This is a genomic window from Candidatus Omnitrophota bacterium (assembly GCA_040755155.1).
GTDB lineage: Bacteria > Hinthialibacterota > Hinthialibacteria > Hinthialibacterales > Hinthialibacteraceae > JBFMBP01.
This window is the reverse complement of record JBFMBP010000091.1, coordinates 68,101-84,681: the sequence shown is the minus strand read 5'-3', so window position 1 is coordinate 84,681 and position 16,581 is coordinate 68,101. Positions and strand designations below refer to the sequence as shown.

14 protein-coding genes are annotated in these 16,581 nt (G+C 52.5%); 10 read left to right on the top strand and 4 right to left on the bottom strand.

The features are described 5' to 3' along the window. Positions 1-110: 110 nt before the first annotated feature. Complete coding sequence (locus AB1656_13325) at positions 111-1,427, bottom strand: hypothetical protein (GenBank protein MEW6236362.1); 1,317 nt, start codon at positions 1,425-1,427, stop codon at positions 111-113. A gap of 213 nt (positions 1,428-1,640) precedes the next feature. Here AB1656_13325 and bioB point away from each other — a divergent pair, with 213 nt between their 5' ends. Next, on the top strand, positions 1,641-2,639 hold the full coding sequence (gene bioB / locus AB1656_13320; GenBank protein ID MEW6236361.1) for a biotin synthase BioB: 999 nt from the start codon (positions 1,641-1,643) through the stop codon (positions 2,637-2,639). Between the two features lie 10 nt (positions 2,640-2,649). Here bioB and AB1656_13315 read toward each other — a convergent pair whose 3' ends face one another. Beyond that, positions 2,650-3,147, bottom strand: coding sequence for a metal-dependent hydrolase (locus AB1656_13315; GenBank protein MEW6236360.1), 498 nt, complete (start codon positions 3,145-3,147; stop codon positions 2,650-2,652). Continuing rightward, a complete protein-coding gene (locus tag AB1656_13310; protein MEW6236359.1) occupies positions 3,148-4,092 on the bottom strand; it encodes an aldo/keto reductase family protein in 945 nt (314 codons plus the stop codon). It lies immediately after the preceding gene. A gap of 193 nt (positions 4,093-4,285) precedes the next feature. Here AB1656_13310 and AB1656_13305 point away from each other — a divergent pair, with 193 nt between their 5' ends. The 8 genes from AB1656_13305 to AB1656_13270 all read left to right on the top strand — a co-directional run bounded on the left by AB1656_13305 (position 4,286) and on the right by AB1656_13270 (position 13,895). Continuing rightward, positions 4,286-5,554 (top strand): Gfo/Idh/MocA family oxidoreductase, encoded by a 1,269-nt coding sequence (locus AB1656_13305; protein ID MEW6236358.1) that lies wholly within the window; start codon positions 4,286-4,288, stop codon positions 5,552-5,554. 24 nt (positions 5,555-5,578) lie between these two features. After that, positions 5,579-7,651: a HEAT repeat domain-containing protein gene (locus AB1656_13300; GenBank protein MEW6236357.1), complete on the top strand. Its 2,073-nt coding sequence runs from the start codon at positions 5,579-5,581 to the stop codon at positions 7,649-7,651. 138 nt (positions 7,652-7,789) lie between these two features. Continuing rightward, positions 7,790-8,242, top strand: coding sequence for a GNAT family N-acetyltransferase (locus AB1656_13295; GenBank protein MEW6236356.1), 453 nt, complete (start codon positions 7,790-7,792; stop codon positions 8,240-8,242). 40 nt (positions 8,243-8,282) lie between these two features. Then, entirely contained in the window at positions 8,283-9,707 is a 1,425-nt protein-coding gene (locus tag AB1656_13290) for a hypothetical protein (GenBank protein ID MEW6236355.1), read from the top strand. Between the two features lie 49 nt (positions 9,708-9,756). After that, entirely contained in the window at positions 9,757-10,659 is a 903-nt protein-coding gene (locus AB1656_13285; GenBank protein ID MEW6236354.1) for an ABC transporter ATP-binding protein, read from the top strand. Between the two features lie 53 nt (positions 10,660-10,712). Further along, positions 10,713-11,813: an MlaD family protein gene (locus AB1656_13280; protein ID MEW6236353.1), complete on the top strand. Its 1,101-nt coding sequence runs from the start codon at positions 10,713-10,715 to the stop codon at positions 11,811-11,813. Further along, a complete protein-coding gene (locus AB1656_13275; protein MEW6236352.1) occupies positions 11,810-12,943 on the top strand; it encodes a glycerate kinase in 1,134 nt (377 codons plus the stop codon). Before AB1656_13280 ends, AB1656_13275 begins: the two co-directional genes overlap by 4 nt. 280 nt (positions 12,944-13,223) lie before the next feature. Next, complete coding sequence (locus tag AB1656_13270; protein MEW6236351.1) at positions 13,224-13,895, top strand: prepilin-type N-terminal cleavage/methylation domain-containing protein; 672 nt, start codon at positions 13,224-13,226, stop codon at positions 13,893-13,895. Between the two features lie 107 nt (positions 13,896-14,002). Here the strand turns inward: AB1656_13270 and AB1656_13265 are convergent, their stop codons facing one another. After that, positions 14,003-15,292, bottom strand: a complete 1,290-nt coding sequence (locus tag AB1656_13265; GenBank protein MEW6236350.1) for a Gfo/Idh/MocA family oxidoreductase — start codon at positions 15,290-15,292, stop codon at positions 14,003-14,005. A 247-nt stretch (positions 15,293-15,539) separates the two neighbouring features. On the opposite strand from AB1656_13265, the gene deoC reads away from it, so the two are divergent. Continuing rightward, positions 15,540-16,244 carry a deoxyribose-phosphate aldolase gene (deoC, locus tag AB1656_13260; GenBank protein MEW6236349.1) on the top strand — a complete coding sequence of 235 codons (705 nt, stop codon included), beginning with the start codon at positions 15,540-15,542 and terminating at the stop codon, positions 16,242-16,244. The last annotated feature ends 337 nt before the right edge of the window (positions 16,245-16,581 follow it).

The window sequence follows — 16,581 nt, the reverse complement described above, 5'->3', positions numbered from 1 at the left end:
TAATTTTGGACATCACAATGGATTGTATGAAGCAAACATCGTTCTATAATTATATATTGATTCGGCGGGCAACTTAACGCATAAGTACGATTTCTTTCTTCTTTTTTCGATTATGGTTTACGATGCCGGACGATAAGGGCGGGTCCTGGCAGTAAAACTTCGATGCCGTGATGTTCCGTGCTGGAAAGGAGTTCGATGCGATTGGGACCGTTTTTTACAATGGCGGGATCGATAGGGAGTACGCGATAAATGACGTCATGCTTGCCTTCTCCCACGGCCTCAAGAGGATGCCCGTTGAGCGTAAATGGATTTTTCGTTTCGCCCCGGCCTCCATCCCAGATGGCGACATGCAATTCCGCTCGTTCAACGCGGCTCCTATCGGCGTCCACATCGATGGAGCAAGACGCCGATTTGTTGGCCCGCGACCAAAAAGGCTTCGGCAAATCGTGTGAGTAATAGATATCGACATCGCATCCGGTTCGAATAGGGGATGTTATGCCGTCAAGCGGCGGCGTAATATAAACGAGATCGCGATGATTCTTAAAATGAACGATGGCGCGGACAGCCATGCCTTTCTGCGTTGGCAGCATGGACGCGTTCCATTTCGCCGCAAAAGGAGCCGAATGAGCCGATCCGATGATGGCGGCGGGCCGTTTATCCTTTGTGAATCCATGCCAATCTTTGGTTTTTCCATCCCCGTTCTCGTCGTAACCGATATAATACCCCTCGAAATCGACGCGTTCGATCTGCGATAAAAAGCTTTGGGGGAAAGATAGTTGGATAGGAATCATTTCCTCGTTTGAAATAGATGGGAGAATATGGACGGCGGCCTGAAAATCAACAAGTCCTTCTTTCGCCAGGAAAGGATGTTGCGGTTTCAATTCCGCGCGCAGGCAGGCATTATCGACGATAAAATGCCCCCAAAAGGAAGAACCCGCATCGCAAGCGAATTGGAAGGCGTTATAGCCGTTGCATAGATCGGTGATTTTGAGCGGGATTAGCGGATAACTATAGGAGCAATGGCGGTCTTCCGTCCCGGCATCGGCTAGGCCGTAAACGCTGCGGCCATTGATGGAGACGCGCTTGTTCGCCGTACCGGGATGGCCGCCCCAGACTTCGAGATAGAGTTCCGCGCCTGCCAATTGGCTTAAATCTTCTTCCATGAGAATGAGCATCATGCCGTTGCCCCGGACTTCGCCGCGGTCTTTGAAGGCGGGATGGAGTACGGATTCGGGAGCATTGACGCGAAAGCGGGAATTGTACGAGGGATTGCCATGTTCGATTCCACTTTCAAACCAGAATAATTTCAAAAAACGTCCCTCGCTGGAATGGCAGAAAAGCGGCAGCCAAGAGAAAACGAATAGCCATAAAAGAATAAATCCTGCACCATTGATTTTCGAAAATATAGCGCTTTTATAATCGAACATTGTCATTATTCCTTTTGGATATTTCCTTTAACGGCGTTTGTATGGTTTAGAATACCATATCCGCAAAACAACAAAATAGATTGCCGGTCAAGAAGATTTCCAATAGAAGACGAATATCTTTACGAAATCGTCTTCGAGAAAAAAATTCGTAACGAACAATAGGGAGAGATTCGAATGACGAAAATCGATGAAATAATGACGGAAACGCCGCTCATGGCGGACGATCGTCCGCTTTACGAATTTTTGCATGAAATAACGGCCAGGATTCTTGACGGCGGTTTCATTACGAAGGAGGAGGCGCTTCAGATCGGTTCCTTGGATCGAAACGACGCCTTGCTCCTCTTTCATCACGCCCAGAAAATCCGGCGACTTTTTCGCGGAGAGAAGGTCAGCCTCTGCTCCATCGTTAACGCCAAGTCGGGCGCATGTCCGGAAGACTGCGCTTTTTGCGCGCAATCGGCGCTTTTCTCGACGGGCGCTCCCGTCTATGGAATCATGACGCCGGACGAGGTCGTGGAACGAGCGCGCGAGGCCAAGGCGGACGGGGCCGAATCGTTCGCGCCCGTAATCAGCGGCAGAGGCGTCCGCCATCGAAAAGAATTGGAAACGCTGGGCGAAATGATTCGACGCATACTCGGCGAGACGGGAATGGAGGCGCATGGATCGTTCGGCATTCTCTCCCGCGAGCAACTCCAATATCTGCGCGAATGCGGCGTAACCGAAATCAATCATAACCTGGAAACGTCGGAAAGGTTTTTCCCGTCGATCTGTACGACGCATACCTACCAGGAACGGCTGGAGACGCTGCGAGCCATGCGGGAGGCGGGGATCAAACTATGCTCCGGCGGCATCTTCGGGTTGGGGGAAACCTTGGAAGATCGCGTCGACCTGGCGCTGACGCTGCGCGAGTTGAACGTAGATACGGTTCCGATGAATTTTCTTCACCCCATTCCCGGAACGCCATTGGCGAATGCGGCGCCCCTGCCGCCCTTAACTTGCCTAATAACGATCGCGCTTTACCGTTTCATGCTGCCGAAACAGGAGATCAAAATCTGCGGCGGGCGCGACAAAAATCTGCGCGATTTGCAGAGCATGATCTTCTTCGCGGGCGCGGACAGCATGATGATTGGAAATTACCTTACAACCGCCGGACGCGATCCCAAACAAGATTGGCAAATGCTGCGCGATTTGGAATTGGACGGCGGAAGGTAGAGACCGGCGATCAGAAGAAGCGATCCAGGATCAAATGGCTGGCATATCCCAATACGGCGGCGAAGAAATACGGGAAAAAATCCATCGGGCGCCCGCCGGAGTAATGAAGAACGATGAGAAATATTCCACCGGGAACTATAATCATGCCTAACAAACTATGAGTCCAACCGCGATGGCGGGCGAGGATGGGCAGAACGATTAACAGGCCGAGATAAGCCGCCTTTTCGTATTCTTTTAAGTAAATCAACGCCGCATCCACGATCAGGAAGACGGTAAGGTAAATCGCCTGTCCCTTGCTTTTGGCGTCAACATCCGGCCAAAGGCCGAAAAAGACGGCGAGAGCGGCGCAAGCGATTTTTCCGGTTATCGGCAACGGAAGCCAAAACGGAAAAAGGGAGAGCAAACCGCAAAAAAGAAGCGCTCCGGTTATGTGCGTCTTGTAGCCTGGCATGGATCCGCCGGTGATATTGTTTATGGATAAGATCGGTTCGTAAATGGGCTTGTCCAATTAATCCGGGAAAATCATATCGAGTTCCATGTTGATTTCTTCCGTGATTTCAACGGACAACGCGCCGAGGTTTTCCTGCAATTGCTCCAATTTCGTCGCGCCGGTGATGACGCTGGAGACGCCCGGTTGAGAGGCAACCCAGGCGAGAGCGAGTTGTGAGCGCTCGCAGCCCAGAGAATCGGCGAGGTATTTCATTTTGCGCACCCGTTCGATATTGATGTTGGAATTGGTGCGCCCGCGCAGCCATTCGATCTGATCCAGCCGCGAGCCTTCCGGCAAACCTTTGTCGTATTTCCCCGTAAGAGTTCCAAAAGCCAATGGGCTGAATGTCGTTAATCCCATGCCATGCTTCATAGCGGCGGGCCGAACGTCGTTTTCGAAGCGGTCGCGCGCCAGCAGGCTGTAGCGCGGCTGCTCCACTTGGGGCGGGTAATAGTTTCGGCGTTCACAAAGCAGTTGCGCTTCGGACAGTTGGGCGCCGCTCCATTCGCTGGTTCCCCAATAAACGATCTTGCCTTGATGTACGAGGTCGTCCATAGCGCGGACCGTCTCCTCCAACGGAGTTTCCTCATCAAAGCGATGGCAAAAGTAAATATCGAGATAATCGGCGCCGATGCGCCGCAGGCTGCCGTCGATGGACTCCATAATATGCTTGCGGGAGAGTCCGCGATCGTTGATGGCGTCGCTCATGGGAAAAAAGACTTTGCTGGATAGGACGAGTTCGCGGCGGGGAAAATCGCGCAGAATCTCCCCCATCGCTCGTTCCGTTTCTCCCGCGCCGTATACGTCGGCCATGTCGAAAAAATTAACGCCCGCGTCGTAAGCGGCGTAGAGAATGGAGCGGATGGACGATGCGTCCTTCACGCTGTCGCCGAACGTCGTCCATCCTCCGAGACCGAATTGGCTTACTTTCGTTCCGCAACGGCCCAACGGGCGGTAGCGCATTTCCAACAATTTCATCATTTTCTCCTTTTCCATAATCTATCGCGCCTTGGCAACCTATGGTAATCTACCAAGAATAATCGCGAAATCAATCCGGCTTTGGTTGGCTGATCGGCGTGCTCGAGCCAAGGGCGCCGTTTTTCGCCGAAAAGGGCGGAGTTATTTGATTTTAACATCAACCTTTGGGAGGATCGCAATGTCGCATTCGATGACGAGACGAGCGTTTTTGGGGCGGGCCGGTTCGTCGGCGCTGGCCATGCCTTTTTTCGCGCGCAACCTTCACGCCAAGGGACGAGTTTCCGCCAACGACCGCATCTCCGTCGGCCTCATTGGCTGCGGGGGCATGGGAACGGCGAACATGAGCGTCGTTTTGGGATTCGCCGATTCGCAGGTGCTGGCAACCTGCGACGTTTACGAACCGCATCGCATGGGCGCCAAGGAGAGAGTCGATTACAAATACGAAAACGAAAATTGCTCCGCATACAACGATTTCCGCGAACTGCTCGACCGCGGCGACATCGACGCCGTCATTATCGCCACGCCGGATCATTGGCATACGCGTATCGCGATTTCCGCTTGCGAGGCGGGGAAGGATATCTATTGCCAAAAACCTCTGACGTTAACGATTCACGAAGGCAAGCAGTTAGTCAAAGCGGCGCAAAGGTATGGCTGCGTATTCCAAGTGGGCAGCCAGCAGCGTTCCAGCGAAGAGTTCCGCTTTGCCTGCGAATTGGTTCAAAGCGGACGAATCGGCAAGGTTCATACCGTCCGCGTTTTTCTTCCCAACGGCTCCGCCGGAGGCAATAGTCCCAACGCCGATCCGCCTGATGGCATGGACTGGAATATGTACCTCGGCCCGGCGCCCTTGGTTCCTTTTAACAAAGACCGCGCCTTTTGGAGTTTCCGTTGGTTCTTCGATTATTCCGGCGGCCAAATGACCGACTGGGGCGCCCACCATTTCGATATTGCTCAATGGGGATTGGGAATGGACCGCAGCGGCCCCGTATCCGTCGAAGGAACGGGAACCTTGCCTACGAGCGGACGTTTCGAAACCTATACCCAATTTCACGTGGAATATGAATATGCCAATGGCGTCCGCATGATCGCCGCGAATCCAGAGCATGGAACCAAATTCGAAGGAACAGAGGGCTGGGTGCATGTTTGGCGCGGCGGCTTGATCGCCGAACCCAAGGAATTGCTTCAGGAAAAACTCGGCCCCAATGACGTCCATTTCTATCGCAGCCCAGGCCACGAACGAAACTGGATGGATTGCATCCGCGCGCGCCGCCGTCCCATCTGCGACGCCGAAATTGGCCACCGTTCCGTAACCTGCGCCCATTTGGGGAATATCGCGCTGCGTTTGGGGCGAAAGTTGCAGTGGGACCCTGAGCGCGAAAAATTCGTCGGCGACGAGGAAGCCAACCGTTGGCTATTCAAACCCTACCGCGCTCCCTGGCGCCTGTAATTCAAAAATGGAGGAGAAATCGATATGAGTATCGTTAAATCTATAAAAGGACTCGTCCTTGGAATGCTCCTTTGCGCCGCCTTGGCCGCCGAGTCGCAAGACGTTGTCCGCCAACTCGGCTCGCCGGAGGAAAATGTAAGACAAATGGCCTTGGAATCGCTCGCCGCCAAAGGGCCTGCCATTTTCGCATCCGTCATTCAAGGCGTCGGGAGCAATAATTTATTTGAAGACAAATACGCCCGCCGCGTTGTCGAAACTATCGTTTTTCGATCCACTGCGCCCGGCGCGAAGCAGGATCGACTCGCCGTGGAATCGGCCTTATTGGATATTCTGAAAAACGATTATTCTTCCAGCGCGAAATTATTCGCCATCGAAATGCTTTCTTACGCCGGCGGCGATCAAGCCGTCCCATCGCTGGCGCAGTTGTTGGACGACATAGATTTTCGTGAAAAAGCGCGCGGGGCGTTGGAGAGGATTCCCGGCGCGGCGGCGGAGCAAGCGATCGTCTCCGCCATTGAGCCTGCCCAAGGAACGGAATGGCAATGCGCTTTGTTGATAACGCTGGGATCGCGAGGAGACGCAGAGGGCGGCGCGGCCGTCGCTGCCGCTTTGTCGAATGATAATCCCATCATCCGCTGCGCCGCCATCGAAGCGGCGGGCCGCATCGCCCTGCCGCAAACCGAAAAAGCCTTATGGGCCGTATTCCAAAACGGAGAAGAGACAGAACGCCAATCGGCTGCCAACTCGCTTTTGGTTTTGGCGGAAAAATGGCGTCAACAAGGCCAGGTATCCAAAGCCATTACGATTTATAAGCGATTTCTCCAGGATGAATGTCCGGCGCTTCGTTGCGCAGGATTGGCGGGCATGGCGGAGATCATGGGCGAAAAAGCCTTGCCTATGCTGATTCAGGCCATGCGTTCGCCGCAGCAGGAACTGCGCGGTTTGGCGCAAGGCCGCTTGGCGCAAATGCCGGGAGAAGCCGTTACCCAGGCGCTGGTTCAAGAATTGGGCATCACGCCTTTGGCGGAACGTCTAGCGTTGATTGCGCTCGTAGGAGAGCGCCAAGACGAAGCGGCGAAGAAAGCGGCGCCTATGCTTTTGGAAACAATGATTCAAAGCGATGGATTGTTGAAAGACGCCGCTGCTTCCGCTCTCGCCCAACTTCCCGGCGAAGAAGCCGCGAATGGGATTTTGCGCGCTTTGGCGGATGGTTCGGGAGATGCGCCAGCGCTGCTGCGGCTGTTGGGCGTCCGGGGCGATGCAAAAGCCTTGCCGTTGATACTGCATTACGCAAAAAGCCCTGATGAAAACCTGCAACAGGCGGCGCTGGAAGCCATCGGCAAGCTCGGCGATCCCTCTTGCGTCCGGCTCGTCTTAGAAGCGCTGCACGAGGGCGGAGAGAACCTGCGCAACGCGGCGGTTTCGGCGGCGATTCTCTTATCGGAGGCGTTAGAAAAGGCAGACCGCCATCAAGACGCCGTCGCTTTATGCGCGGCGGCCGCTCGCGCCACGGAGAATGTTGATCTTCTGCGCGCATTGACTTCGCGTTTGCAGGCTTTAGGTTCGACGGAAATGCTCTCCGATATGATTGTCAAAAACGGATATATCATCCATTGGTGGACGTTGGGACCAATTCCAGATCGGGAAAAATTGCGCAAGACGGACGTCTTCGACGTGAAGCAACCAGTCGATTTATCCAAGCCGATCTCCATCGGCGGCCAAAAATTTTCCTGGAATTATAAGTTGATCGACAATTTCAACGGCCTGCTCGAATTCAACAAACTCTACGGCGATCTTAACAACGCAGGGGCGTATCTCTACGCCGAAGCGACGTGCGATCAAAAAAAGAACGCGAAGTTTCTCGTGGGCAGCGACGACGATTTCGCCTGCTATCTCAACGGCGAAAAAGTGGGTGAATTTCTTGGCGATCGCGGGTGGAGTCCCGATCAGGATTCGATGAACGTCGTTCTCCAACCCGGCGTCAATCGTATTCTTTTAAAAGCGCTGCAAGCGGGCGGCGGTTGGTCGGCTAGTTTGAGAATCGTCTCCAGCGACGATCGGCTTTTGCCGTTGCCGCAGAAACAATCAATAAAATAGCCGTTTTTATGGCGAAATGAAATAAAGGAAATGGCGCAGTCCACTGCGCCTTTCCCATTTCAGCATATCGGATGGGATTTTATCGATTGGTTCTATATTATCTCTATACGCGAGTAATTTCGTAGAAAGATTTATCCAATGACTTTTTCCATTCGCAGGGCAAACGAAATTGATTTGCCGACGATCGCCGATTTCAATGCGGCGATGGCCTATGAGACGGAAGGTTTGGTTCTCGACCGCAAGCGCCTGGAAGGCGGAATCGGCGCGGCGTTGAACGATTCGCGCAAAGGATGGTATTACCTCGCCGAAGCTCAGGGAGAAGCCATAGCGCAAACGCTTATCACTTTGGAATGGTCGGACTGGCGCAACGGCTGGTGGTGGTGGATTCAAAGCGTCTACGTAATCCCTTCCTGGCGCCGCAAAGGAGTTTTTCGAGCGATTTACGAACAAATCGCCAAAGAAGCGAAAGAGGACGGCGCCGTCGGCTTGCGGCTGTACGTGGAAAAAGAGAATACCGGCGCTCAAAAAACATATATCGACTTGGGCATGAAAACGTCGCATTATCAATTTTACGAAGCGGCTTTCGAATAGCTCGTCGCTTCAAAACGAATCTATTAGGAGGTTTGACGTTATGAAAAATTATTGTTTCAAGATGAAATGTACGCTATTAACAATGCTCATCATGTTGATGTCAGTTGCCGCCTTCACTTTTTCTCAGGGAAAATCGAACGCGAAAGACCGCATTCAACCGTGGCCGAAAAATTTGCATTATTGGCAATATAAGCAAAAGCCCATTTTGCTGTTGGGCGGTTCCGACGAGGATAATCTCTTCAACAATCCATCCTTGATGGAAGACAATTTCAAAAAAATGAAACTATGCGGCGCCAATTATATTCGCTGCACTTTATCCTGCCGCGACGAGGGGAACGTATGGCCGTTCGCAAAGAAAGATAATGGATTGTATGATCTCAACGAATTTGATCCCAAATTCTGGGACCGATTGGAAAATTGCTTGCGGGAAGCTCAGGCGATGGATGTCGTCGTCCAAATCGAAATCTGGGCCACGTTCGATTATTATCGCGAATTTTGGTTGAAAAATCCATTCAATCCTACGTTGAATTCCAATTACGATTCGTCGGATGCGAAGCTGGTTCCCGAATGGGATCATCATCCCGCGGAAATGCGCAATCCTTTCTTTTTATCGGTTCCCAAACTGAACAACGATGAAAAGGTTCTTCATTATCAACAGGCGTTCGTAAATAAAGTTCTGGATGTCTCGCTTCCCTATGGAAACGTGTTGTATTGCATGGATAACGAGACCAAGGCGCCCGCGGAATGGCCGCACTATTGGGCGGATTTCATTCATAAAAAGGCGAAACAACAAGGCTATGAAGTTCAATTGACGGAAATGTGGGACGCCTGGGATTTGCGCGACGAACAGCATAGCCGAACCTACAAATATCCGGAACGGTTTTCCTTTGTGGACGTATCGCAAAACAACTGGCAAGTCGGCCAGACTCATTACGACAATTTAATGTGGTATCGCAATATGTTAGTCGATCAGCCGGGGGGAGTTCGTCCTATGAACAATGTTAAAGTGTATCAACGCCAAGGCGGCGGCAAACCTAACGATCCTATCATTTCCGTCGACCGATGGTGGCAGAACGTATTCGCCGGCTGCGCCTCCACCCGTTTTCACCGTCCCGACGGCGGAATCGGCTTGGACGAACGGGCGCAAAAAACGATCCAGGCTGCGCAGACATTGTTCGGCGAATTCGATATTTTCCATTCCGAACCTAAACCGGCTTTGTTATCCGATCGGGAAGAGAACGAAGCCTATTGCCTCGCGGGGGGAACGAATTACGCCGTCTATTTCCCCACAGGAGGAGAAGTAAAGTTGGCTGTTCCTGTCAGGGATGCGCCTTATCGGCTGCGATGGTTCGATCCGGAAAAGTCGACGTTTTTAAACGCTGTCTTTTCCGACGGCGACAATACTCCCATCGCATTGAAAACTCCTGACGAAAAACAAACATGGTTTGTCATTGTCAATCAATAACCATAGTAATACGATTGTAAGTTTTGATAATAGAAGAACTGTTACTCTAATGACTGAAAATCGAAGAATAGAGGCGGACGGTGCGGCGAAGGCTAAATCGCATCGTTCTCTGGATTCGGTCAAGAAAGCAAATGGCGTTCTATCCGCCGAGGACGTCATCATCGAAGTAAAGCATTTAGGAAAATCTTTCGGTCCGCGGCGGGTTCTCGATGACGTTTCCTTTACCGTTCCCAGGGGCAAAACCACCGTCATTATCGGCGGCAGCGGCTGCGGAAAATCGACGCTGCTCAAGCAGCTGGTCGGGTATCTGAAGCCGGATGCGGGGGAGATTGCGTATGACGGCGTCAATATCGTCGCCATGAGCGATGACGAGTTGAATTCCATCCGCCGCCGCTTCGGCATTCTTTTTCAAAACGGGGCGTTATTCAATTCCATGACGGTGGGGGAGAATGTGGCGCTGCCTTTGCGGGAGCATACCGATCTCGATCCGAAAATTATATGGACGATCGTAAAGATGAAATTGGAATTGGTGGGATTGCGGGGATTCGAGGATTTAAAGCCCGCGCAAATTTCCGGCGGCATGAAGAAGCGCGTCGGCCTGGCGCGCGCCATCGCCCTGGATCCGCAGATCGTCTATTACGACGAACCATCGGCGGGATTGGACCCCATCACCTCCGCCGTCATCGACAACCTGATGCTGGACCTATCCCATAAATTGGATATTACCTCCATCGTGGTAACGCATCACATGGACAGCGCATTTAAAATCGCCGATAAAATGATTATGCTGCACAACGGCCGCATCATCGAACAAGGCTCCCCCGAACGGTTCCAGCATTCCCAAAATTCGTTAATCCGCCAATTTGTAGAAGGATTGGCGGACGGACCCGTTCCCTTTCAAATGTCGGCGGACGATTATATTGAAGATTTGCTTCGAACCTTTAACGATTGATCGATGCGGATGAAGGACGTTAACTGACAGGATTTCGAGAAAGGGTCGAATCGATGTCCGCGTTTTCCATGTCCGAAGTGAAAGTGGGATTGATGGTCGCGATATCCGCCGCGTTGATCGTGTCGTTGACGATCTCCGTAGGGAATTACGAATCCCTCTTATCCAGCCGTGCGACCGTTTCGATTTATGTAGATAATGTCGTGGGATTGGATAATTTCGCGCCCGTAACCTATGCGGGCGTAAAGATCGGCGCAATCACCGGCATCCGCTACGACGAAGAAAAAGAGCAAGCGCTGATCGTCGCCAAGATCGATTTGGATTATCCCGTATCGCTCGATTCGAATGTACAAGTTACTTCCGCGGGATTGCTTTCTCCTTTCTTTATCAACATTTCCAAAGGCAGCGCAGAGCAGCGGATCAAGACGCTTTTGGAAAATGGAAAATTGGAAAAAGATAAAATTATTTTGAACGCGACGCCGAATTACACGATCGGCGAAGTGTTCTCGCTGGCGGGTGACTTGAAAAAGGTATTGGCCAAAGTCGAAACCGCGTTGGACGGCATCGGCGGCCCCATCGCCGAAGTCTCCGGCTTCATCTCCTCCGCCAAAAAGGACGTCACGGAAATCATGGGTAAAATTCAAGTCATCCTGGAAGATAGCCAACCGCGGATCGCTTCTCTGCTGAACAACGCTTCCGGCTTGATCGATAGCGCCTCGGAAAATGTAATCCCTGCCTTACAAAGCGTACGGATGGGCGCAGCGGGATTGCCAGGTCTGGTTACGGATGCAGGGCGGGGGATGAACGATATCATGTCCCAAGCCAGCGGCTTCCTCCGCGCCGCCAGTCCGGAGACGATCGCCGCTATCCGGCAAGCCAAAGAATCCTTGGCGGCGTTGGATTCGCGAATTCAAACCATACAAGATAGTTTGGTCAAAGCCATCAACGACGCCGACCATATTGTTGTAGACAATCGGGAAGATATAGACCAGATCATCCTCAATCTGAAAAATGCTCTGGGCAATCTGGACGATATGTCCAGCCAGTTGGCGAAAAATCCTTGGCGTCTGGTTTGGAAAACGGAAGAACGCAAAGAACCGATGCGGGTATCGCCGGAATGGAATCCGCTTCCGATAATAGAAACGCAAAAGCCATGAAGATCGTATTGGCGCCCAACGCCTTTAAAGAATGTCTATCCGCTCCCGAAGCGGCCGCCGCCATGGCGCGCGGCGTACTTCAGGCGCGAGGGGATATCGACGCCGTTTGCGTTCCCTTGGCGGACGGCGGAGACGGGACGACGGAAGCGTTGGTAGCCGCCCGTACAGGCGATTGGATCGAGATGACGGCTTCCGATCCTTTGGGGCGGCCTGTCGCCGTAAAATATGGTTTGATTGACGGCGGCAAGACGGCCGTGATGGAAATGGCCGCCGCTTCGGGTTTATGGCGCCTGACGGAAGCGGAAAAAAATCCACTGAATACTTCGACGCGGGGAACCGGCGAAATGATGCGCGACGCGTTGGATCGGGGCGTCGAAACGATCGTCATCGGCATCGGCGGCAGCGCGACCACGGACGGCGGCGCCGGGATGGCCGCAGCGCTTGGCTATCGGTTGCTGGACGGCGCGGGCGCAATAGTGGAATCAACAGGCCGGGGAATGGCGGCGGTGCGGCGGATTGACGCTTCTTCCGTTCACGCCCAATTAAAAAAAGTAGAAATCCTGGTTGCCAGCGACGTAACGAATCCCCTGTTGGGACCGGAAGGAGCAGCGGCCGTTTACGGCCCGCAAAAAGGAGCGACGACGGAAATAATCCCCTTACTAGAAGATGGATTGGCGAATCTAGCGGCGCTCTGGGAAAAGGACATGGGCGCGACCATCGGCGCCATGCCGGGTGGCGGCGCGGCGGGCGGCCTAGGTGCAGGATTGGCGGCGTTTTGCGGCGCGGAAATCCGTTCCGGCTTCGACCTGATCGCCGATTACGCCCGCCTGAACGAGGCGCTCGATGGCGCCAGCCTTGCGTTTACGGGCGAAGGAAAGATCGACGATTCCACTCGTTTCGGTAAAGTTCCCGCCGGAGTAGCGCGCCGGGCAAAACAAAAAGGCGTTCCCGCCGTCGTTCTGGGCGGCAGCCTCTGCGGCGATTTGTCCATCCTTCACGAGGCGGGAATTATCGCCTATTTTTCGCTTGCGCCCGGTCCAATTACTTTGAAAGAGGCAATTGAGAATGCTCGGAATCATTTGGAACGAACGGCGGAACAAGCGATGCGATTGTGGCTCTGCAGGAGTTGACGATCATCGCCATCGGAACGAGGGAAAAGGATCGTAGATAATTTACTCCCTGTCGATGGATATCGATTTATATCGGAAATCGCTTCGAATAATTCGCCGATTTGTTAGGAGAGGAATTAATGAAATTCATCGCAGAGACAATTCATAGGAAAAAGTGTTTGTCTTTTTCTTCGGCGTTATTTTTTCTTTTTTATAGGACTCATATCCATCATACGGAAATCATCATAATATCAAAACCGCTTAGGGAAGCGGCGAAAAATCGACTTGGAGTTGCGATCGTATGAAAAAATGCGCATTTACTTTGATTGAGCTGCTCATCGTCGTCGCGATCATCGGCATCCTGGCCGCCATTGCAGTTCCTAATTTTCTCAACGCCCAAACCCGAGCGAAAATCGCCCGCTCGGTTTCCGATTGCCGCAACCTGGGTTTGGCGATTCAATCGTTTCAAGTCGAGCGCGGGATGCTGCTCATCGACATTTGGGACGACGACAACCAAACCGGCGTGGATCGGCTGAACAAATTTTTCGGAAACATCGCCAATCCCAGCAAAGCTACCCGATTGCAGCGCGACGTTATGGCGCCAATCACTACGCCAGTTAGTTATATGTCGGCCATACCCCAGGATCCCTTTTTGAAAAATCCTTTACAAGCAGCGACAAGCGAAACCTGGACGGGACAATTGGATACCTATACGTATTTCGACCGCGATCCCGCCATTCCCGACAATCCATGGATTCACGATCATAACATTCAGGGATATCATCCTAATAACCAGGCGATTTCGCGAGTTTCGCCATTAGGAGATGGAGAATTCGCTTTGATCGGCGCCGGCCCAGACGGCGGCGTCGTGCAAGACGGATTCCGCGGAATGCCCTATGAATCCAGCAATGGTTTAAATAGCAATGGCAATATTACATGGCGTTCCGGCGGCGGAGTGGATGGCAGTTTGTAATAGACGCCTATTCATGCTGCTTCCAAGAAAAGTAAGCCATCATAAAGACAAAGCCGTGAAGAATGTTCGCTTCTTCACGGCTTTTGGCATTTAGCATCGATACCCGATTACACTTCTTCGGGAACGATGAACGGCGGCCGGTAATCGCGTTTGAGATAGCGATTGGCGTCTTCATCGCCGACAAAGCGTTCCGTACGCGGATCGAAATCGAGAGCGCGGCCCGTGAGGTAGGCGATATTGCCTAGATGGGCGATGGCGGAAGCGTAATGGATGGTTTCCACCGGCCCGTTCTGATCGGCCATGTTGCGGCTGCGAATGGCTTTGTGAAAGTTGGCGAAATGGTTGCCGCCTTCTCTCCCCTTGGGGCCTGGTTCGCGCCGGTCGCCGAGGAAAGTGGCGAACTCGTCATAGCCTCGAACAACCATATACCCTTTTGCGCCGTAAAAAATATTCCCCACGCTGGCGCCCCCTTCGTCGTTGGTGTTCCAGGGCCGCGTCTCGAATTGGACGACTTTGTTTTCCGGCGTGAATTTAAAGTTGGTTGTTAGCAATTCCGGCGTTTCCTTATCGTCATCCCAAAGAAACTTGCCGCCCATGGCGACCACTTTATCGGGAAGCGATTTAACTCCTAATCCCCAAAGGCACATGTCGGTTTCATGAACGCCTTGGTTGCCGACGTCGCCGTTGCCGAAATCCCAATGCCAATGCCAGTTATAATGAACGACGTTTTCGGAGAATGGACGCCACTTGGCCGGTCCTAGCCAAAGATTGTAGTCGATATGTTCGGGAACCCATGTCGGCGGCTTTTTACCGATGGATGGACGGCGGCGGAAGCAAAGGCCGCGGGCGAGATAGGGTTCGCCGATGACTCCCTCGCGCAAGAGGCGCACGGCTTCCTGCAAGGCGGCCGAACTGCGCAGCTGCACGCCATGCTGCACGATGCGGCGATATTTGTATGCCGCTTCAATCATCTTGCGTCCTTCGAAAATATTATGAGAGCCAGGTTTTTCGACGTAGACGTCTTTACCCGCCTGGCAAGCCCATATGGTTGCGAGCGCGTGCCAATGGTTGGGAGTGGCGATGCTGACCGCGTCAATGGCGGGATCGCTGAAAAGATCGCGCATATCGACGACGGTTTTGACCGGCTTATTGTAATTCTTTTGGAATTCCTCGGCGCGTTGCGCCAATACGCGCTTATCGGGATCGCAGATGGCGGCCACTTCCACATTCTCTTGCGCCTGGTGGCCTTTGATGTGATCGTTCCCGCGTCCATGAACGCCGATAACGGCGATGTTGATGCGATCGTTGGCGCCCGCCCAGGAAGAGGAAGTCCCAATGAGAGCGCCCGCCGCGACGGCGCCAGCGCCTTTTACAAAAGTTCTTCTTTTACATTCCATCGTTTTTCCATCCTTTACCCATCTCGCGAATTGGAGGCATTGAGCGGTTTATCTCGCTGCTTCATGCCGTCATCCTCAAATTAGCAGCGTCTTAGACGACTCTATAGGGGAATGAAAATCATAATACAATGAAAGCGGCAGGTTCCCAATCTTTTCTTTTCTGCAAATGGATTGAGGCTTCTCATTGCAGTATGATTGCTTTTTTAGGAAAATGGGGTAAACCATGCGTCCCATTTCAGGAGATACCATGAACTCTATCGCCAAAATGATCGATCACTCGCTGTTGCACCCTACATTAACCGATAAGGAATTGAAAGCAGGCTGCGAATTGGCGGCGAAATATCGCGTCGCGTGCGTCTGCATCAAGCCTTACGCCGTTCGCGACGCGGTGGAGTGGTTGGAAATGACGGATGTCGCCGTGGGAACCGTAGTCGGTTTTCCTCATGGGAATAGCTGTACGAATATCAAAACGCTGGAAGCGGATCAGGCGTGCAAGGACGGCGCCGAGGAATTGGATATGGTCATCAACATCGGAAAAGCGCTGAGCGAGGATTGGGATTACGTTCAACGGGAGATTGAGGAAGTGCATAAAGCGGCGAGGGCGAACGGCGCGTTGTTGAAAGTCATTTTCGAGAACGATTTTCTTACTATGGATAAATATAAAATCCGGCTTTGCGAAATCTGCGACGGCGCAGGCGTCGAATACGTCAAAACCTCCACGGGCTACGGCTTCGTCAAACAGAAAGACGGTTCCTACAATTATCTCGGCGCAACGGATCGCGATCTGCAATTGATGCGGAAGCATAGCTCTTCCCGCGTACTCGTCAAAGCCGCCGGAGGCATACGCACTTTGGACGACGTTTTACGGGTGCAGGCGTTGGGCGCAACGCGAATCGGCGCAACCGCCACGGAGGCGATTCTGTTGGAAGCGCAACGCCGGGGAATTGAGTAAGCGGCTCTAAATGAAGGGGGTGGCAAGGGCAAGGCAAAGCCTGCCTTTGATTTTTTCGCAGGACAATCTATAGGGAATAGATCGAACGCTCTTCCCTTTTACTAACTCATGTTACGCAACCAATATTTTCATGCCATCGGAAAAATCGCTCAAAAGAGACGTTGATGCGTTAATAATTGCTGCTCTTTCGAATCGCGATGACGCGAAAAGAATCGAATTTAGCGAAATTTCTTCTCCCAGCCTTGAAAGGTTGGGAGAACAATAACGACTTGCCCTTGCCACTCCGCCTTTTGAGCACATTTTACATGACTTACAAAAGTGTTTTTTGGGAGTAATA

Bases quoted from the DNA above. Each gene is read 5' to 3' on its own strand.
- AB1656_13325 (MEW6236362.1), bottom strand. From the start codon at position 1,427: ATGTTCGATTATAAAAGCGCTATATTTTCGAAAATCAATGGTGCAGGA.
- bioB (MEW6236361.1), top strand. From the start codon at position 1,641: ATGGCGGACGATCGTCCGCTTTACGAATTTTTGCATGAAATAACGGCC.
- AB1656_13310 (MEW6236359.1), bottom strand. From the start codon at position 4,092: ATGCGCTACCGCCCGTTGGGCCGTTGCGGAACGAAAGTAAGCCAATTC.
- AB1656_13305 (MEW6236358.1), top strand. From the start codon at position 4,286: ATGTCGCATTCGATGACGAGACGAGCGTTTTTGGGGCGGGCCGGTTCG.
- AB1656_13300 (MEW6236357.1), top strand. From the start codon at position 5,579: ATGAGTATCGTTAAATCTATAAAAGGACTCGTCCTTGGAATGCTCCTT.
- AB1656_13295 (MEW6236356.1), top strand. From the start codon at position 7,790: ATGACTTTTTCCATTCGCAGGGCAAACGAAATTGATTTGCCGACGATC.
- AB1656_13290 (MEW6236355.1), top strand. From the start codon at position 8,283: ATGAAAAATTATTGTTTCAAGATGAAATGTACGCTATTAACAATGCTC.
- AB1656_13285 (MEW6236354.1), top strand. From the start codon at position 9,757: ATGACTGAAAATCGAAGAATAGAGGCGGACGGTGCGGCGAAGGCTAAA.
- AB1656_13280 (MEW6236353.1), top strand. From the start codon at position 10,713: ATGTCCGCGTTTTCCATGTCCGAAGTGAAAGTGGGATTGATGGTCGCG.
- AB1656_13275 (MEW6236352.1), top strand. From the start codon at position 11,810: ATGAAGATCGTATTGGCGCCCAACGCCTTTAAAGAATGTCTATCCGCT.
- AB1656_13270 (MEW6236351.1), top strand. From the start codon at position 13,224: ATGAAAAAATGCGCATTTACTTTGATTGAGCTGCTCATCGTCGTCGCG.
- AB1656_13265 (MEW6236350.1), bottom strand. From the start codon at position 15,292: ATGGAATGTAAAAGAAGAACTTTTGTAAAAGGCGCTGGCGCCGTCGCG.
- deoC (MEW6236349.1), top strand. From the start codon at position 15,540: ATGAACTCTATCGCCAAAATGATCGATCACTCGCTGTTGCACCCTACA.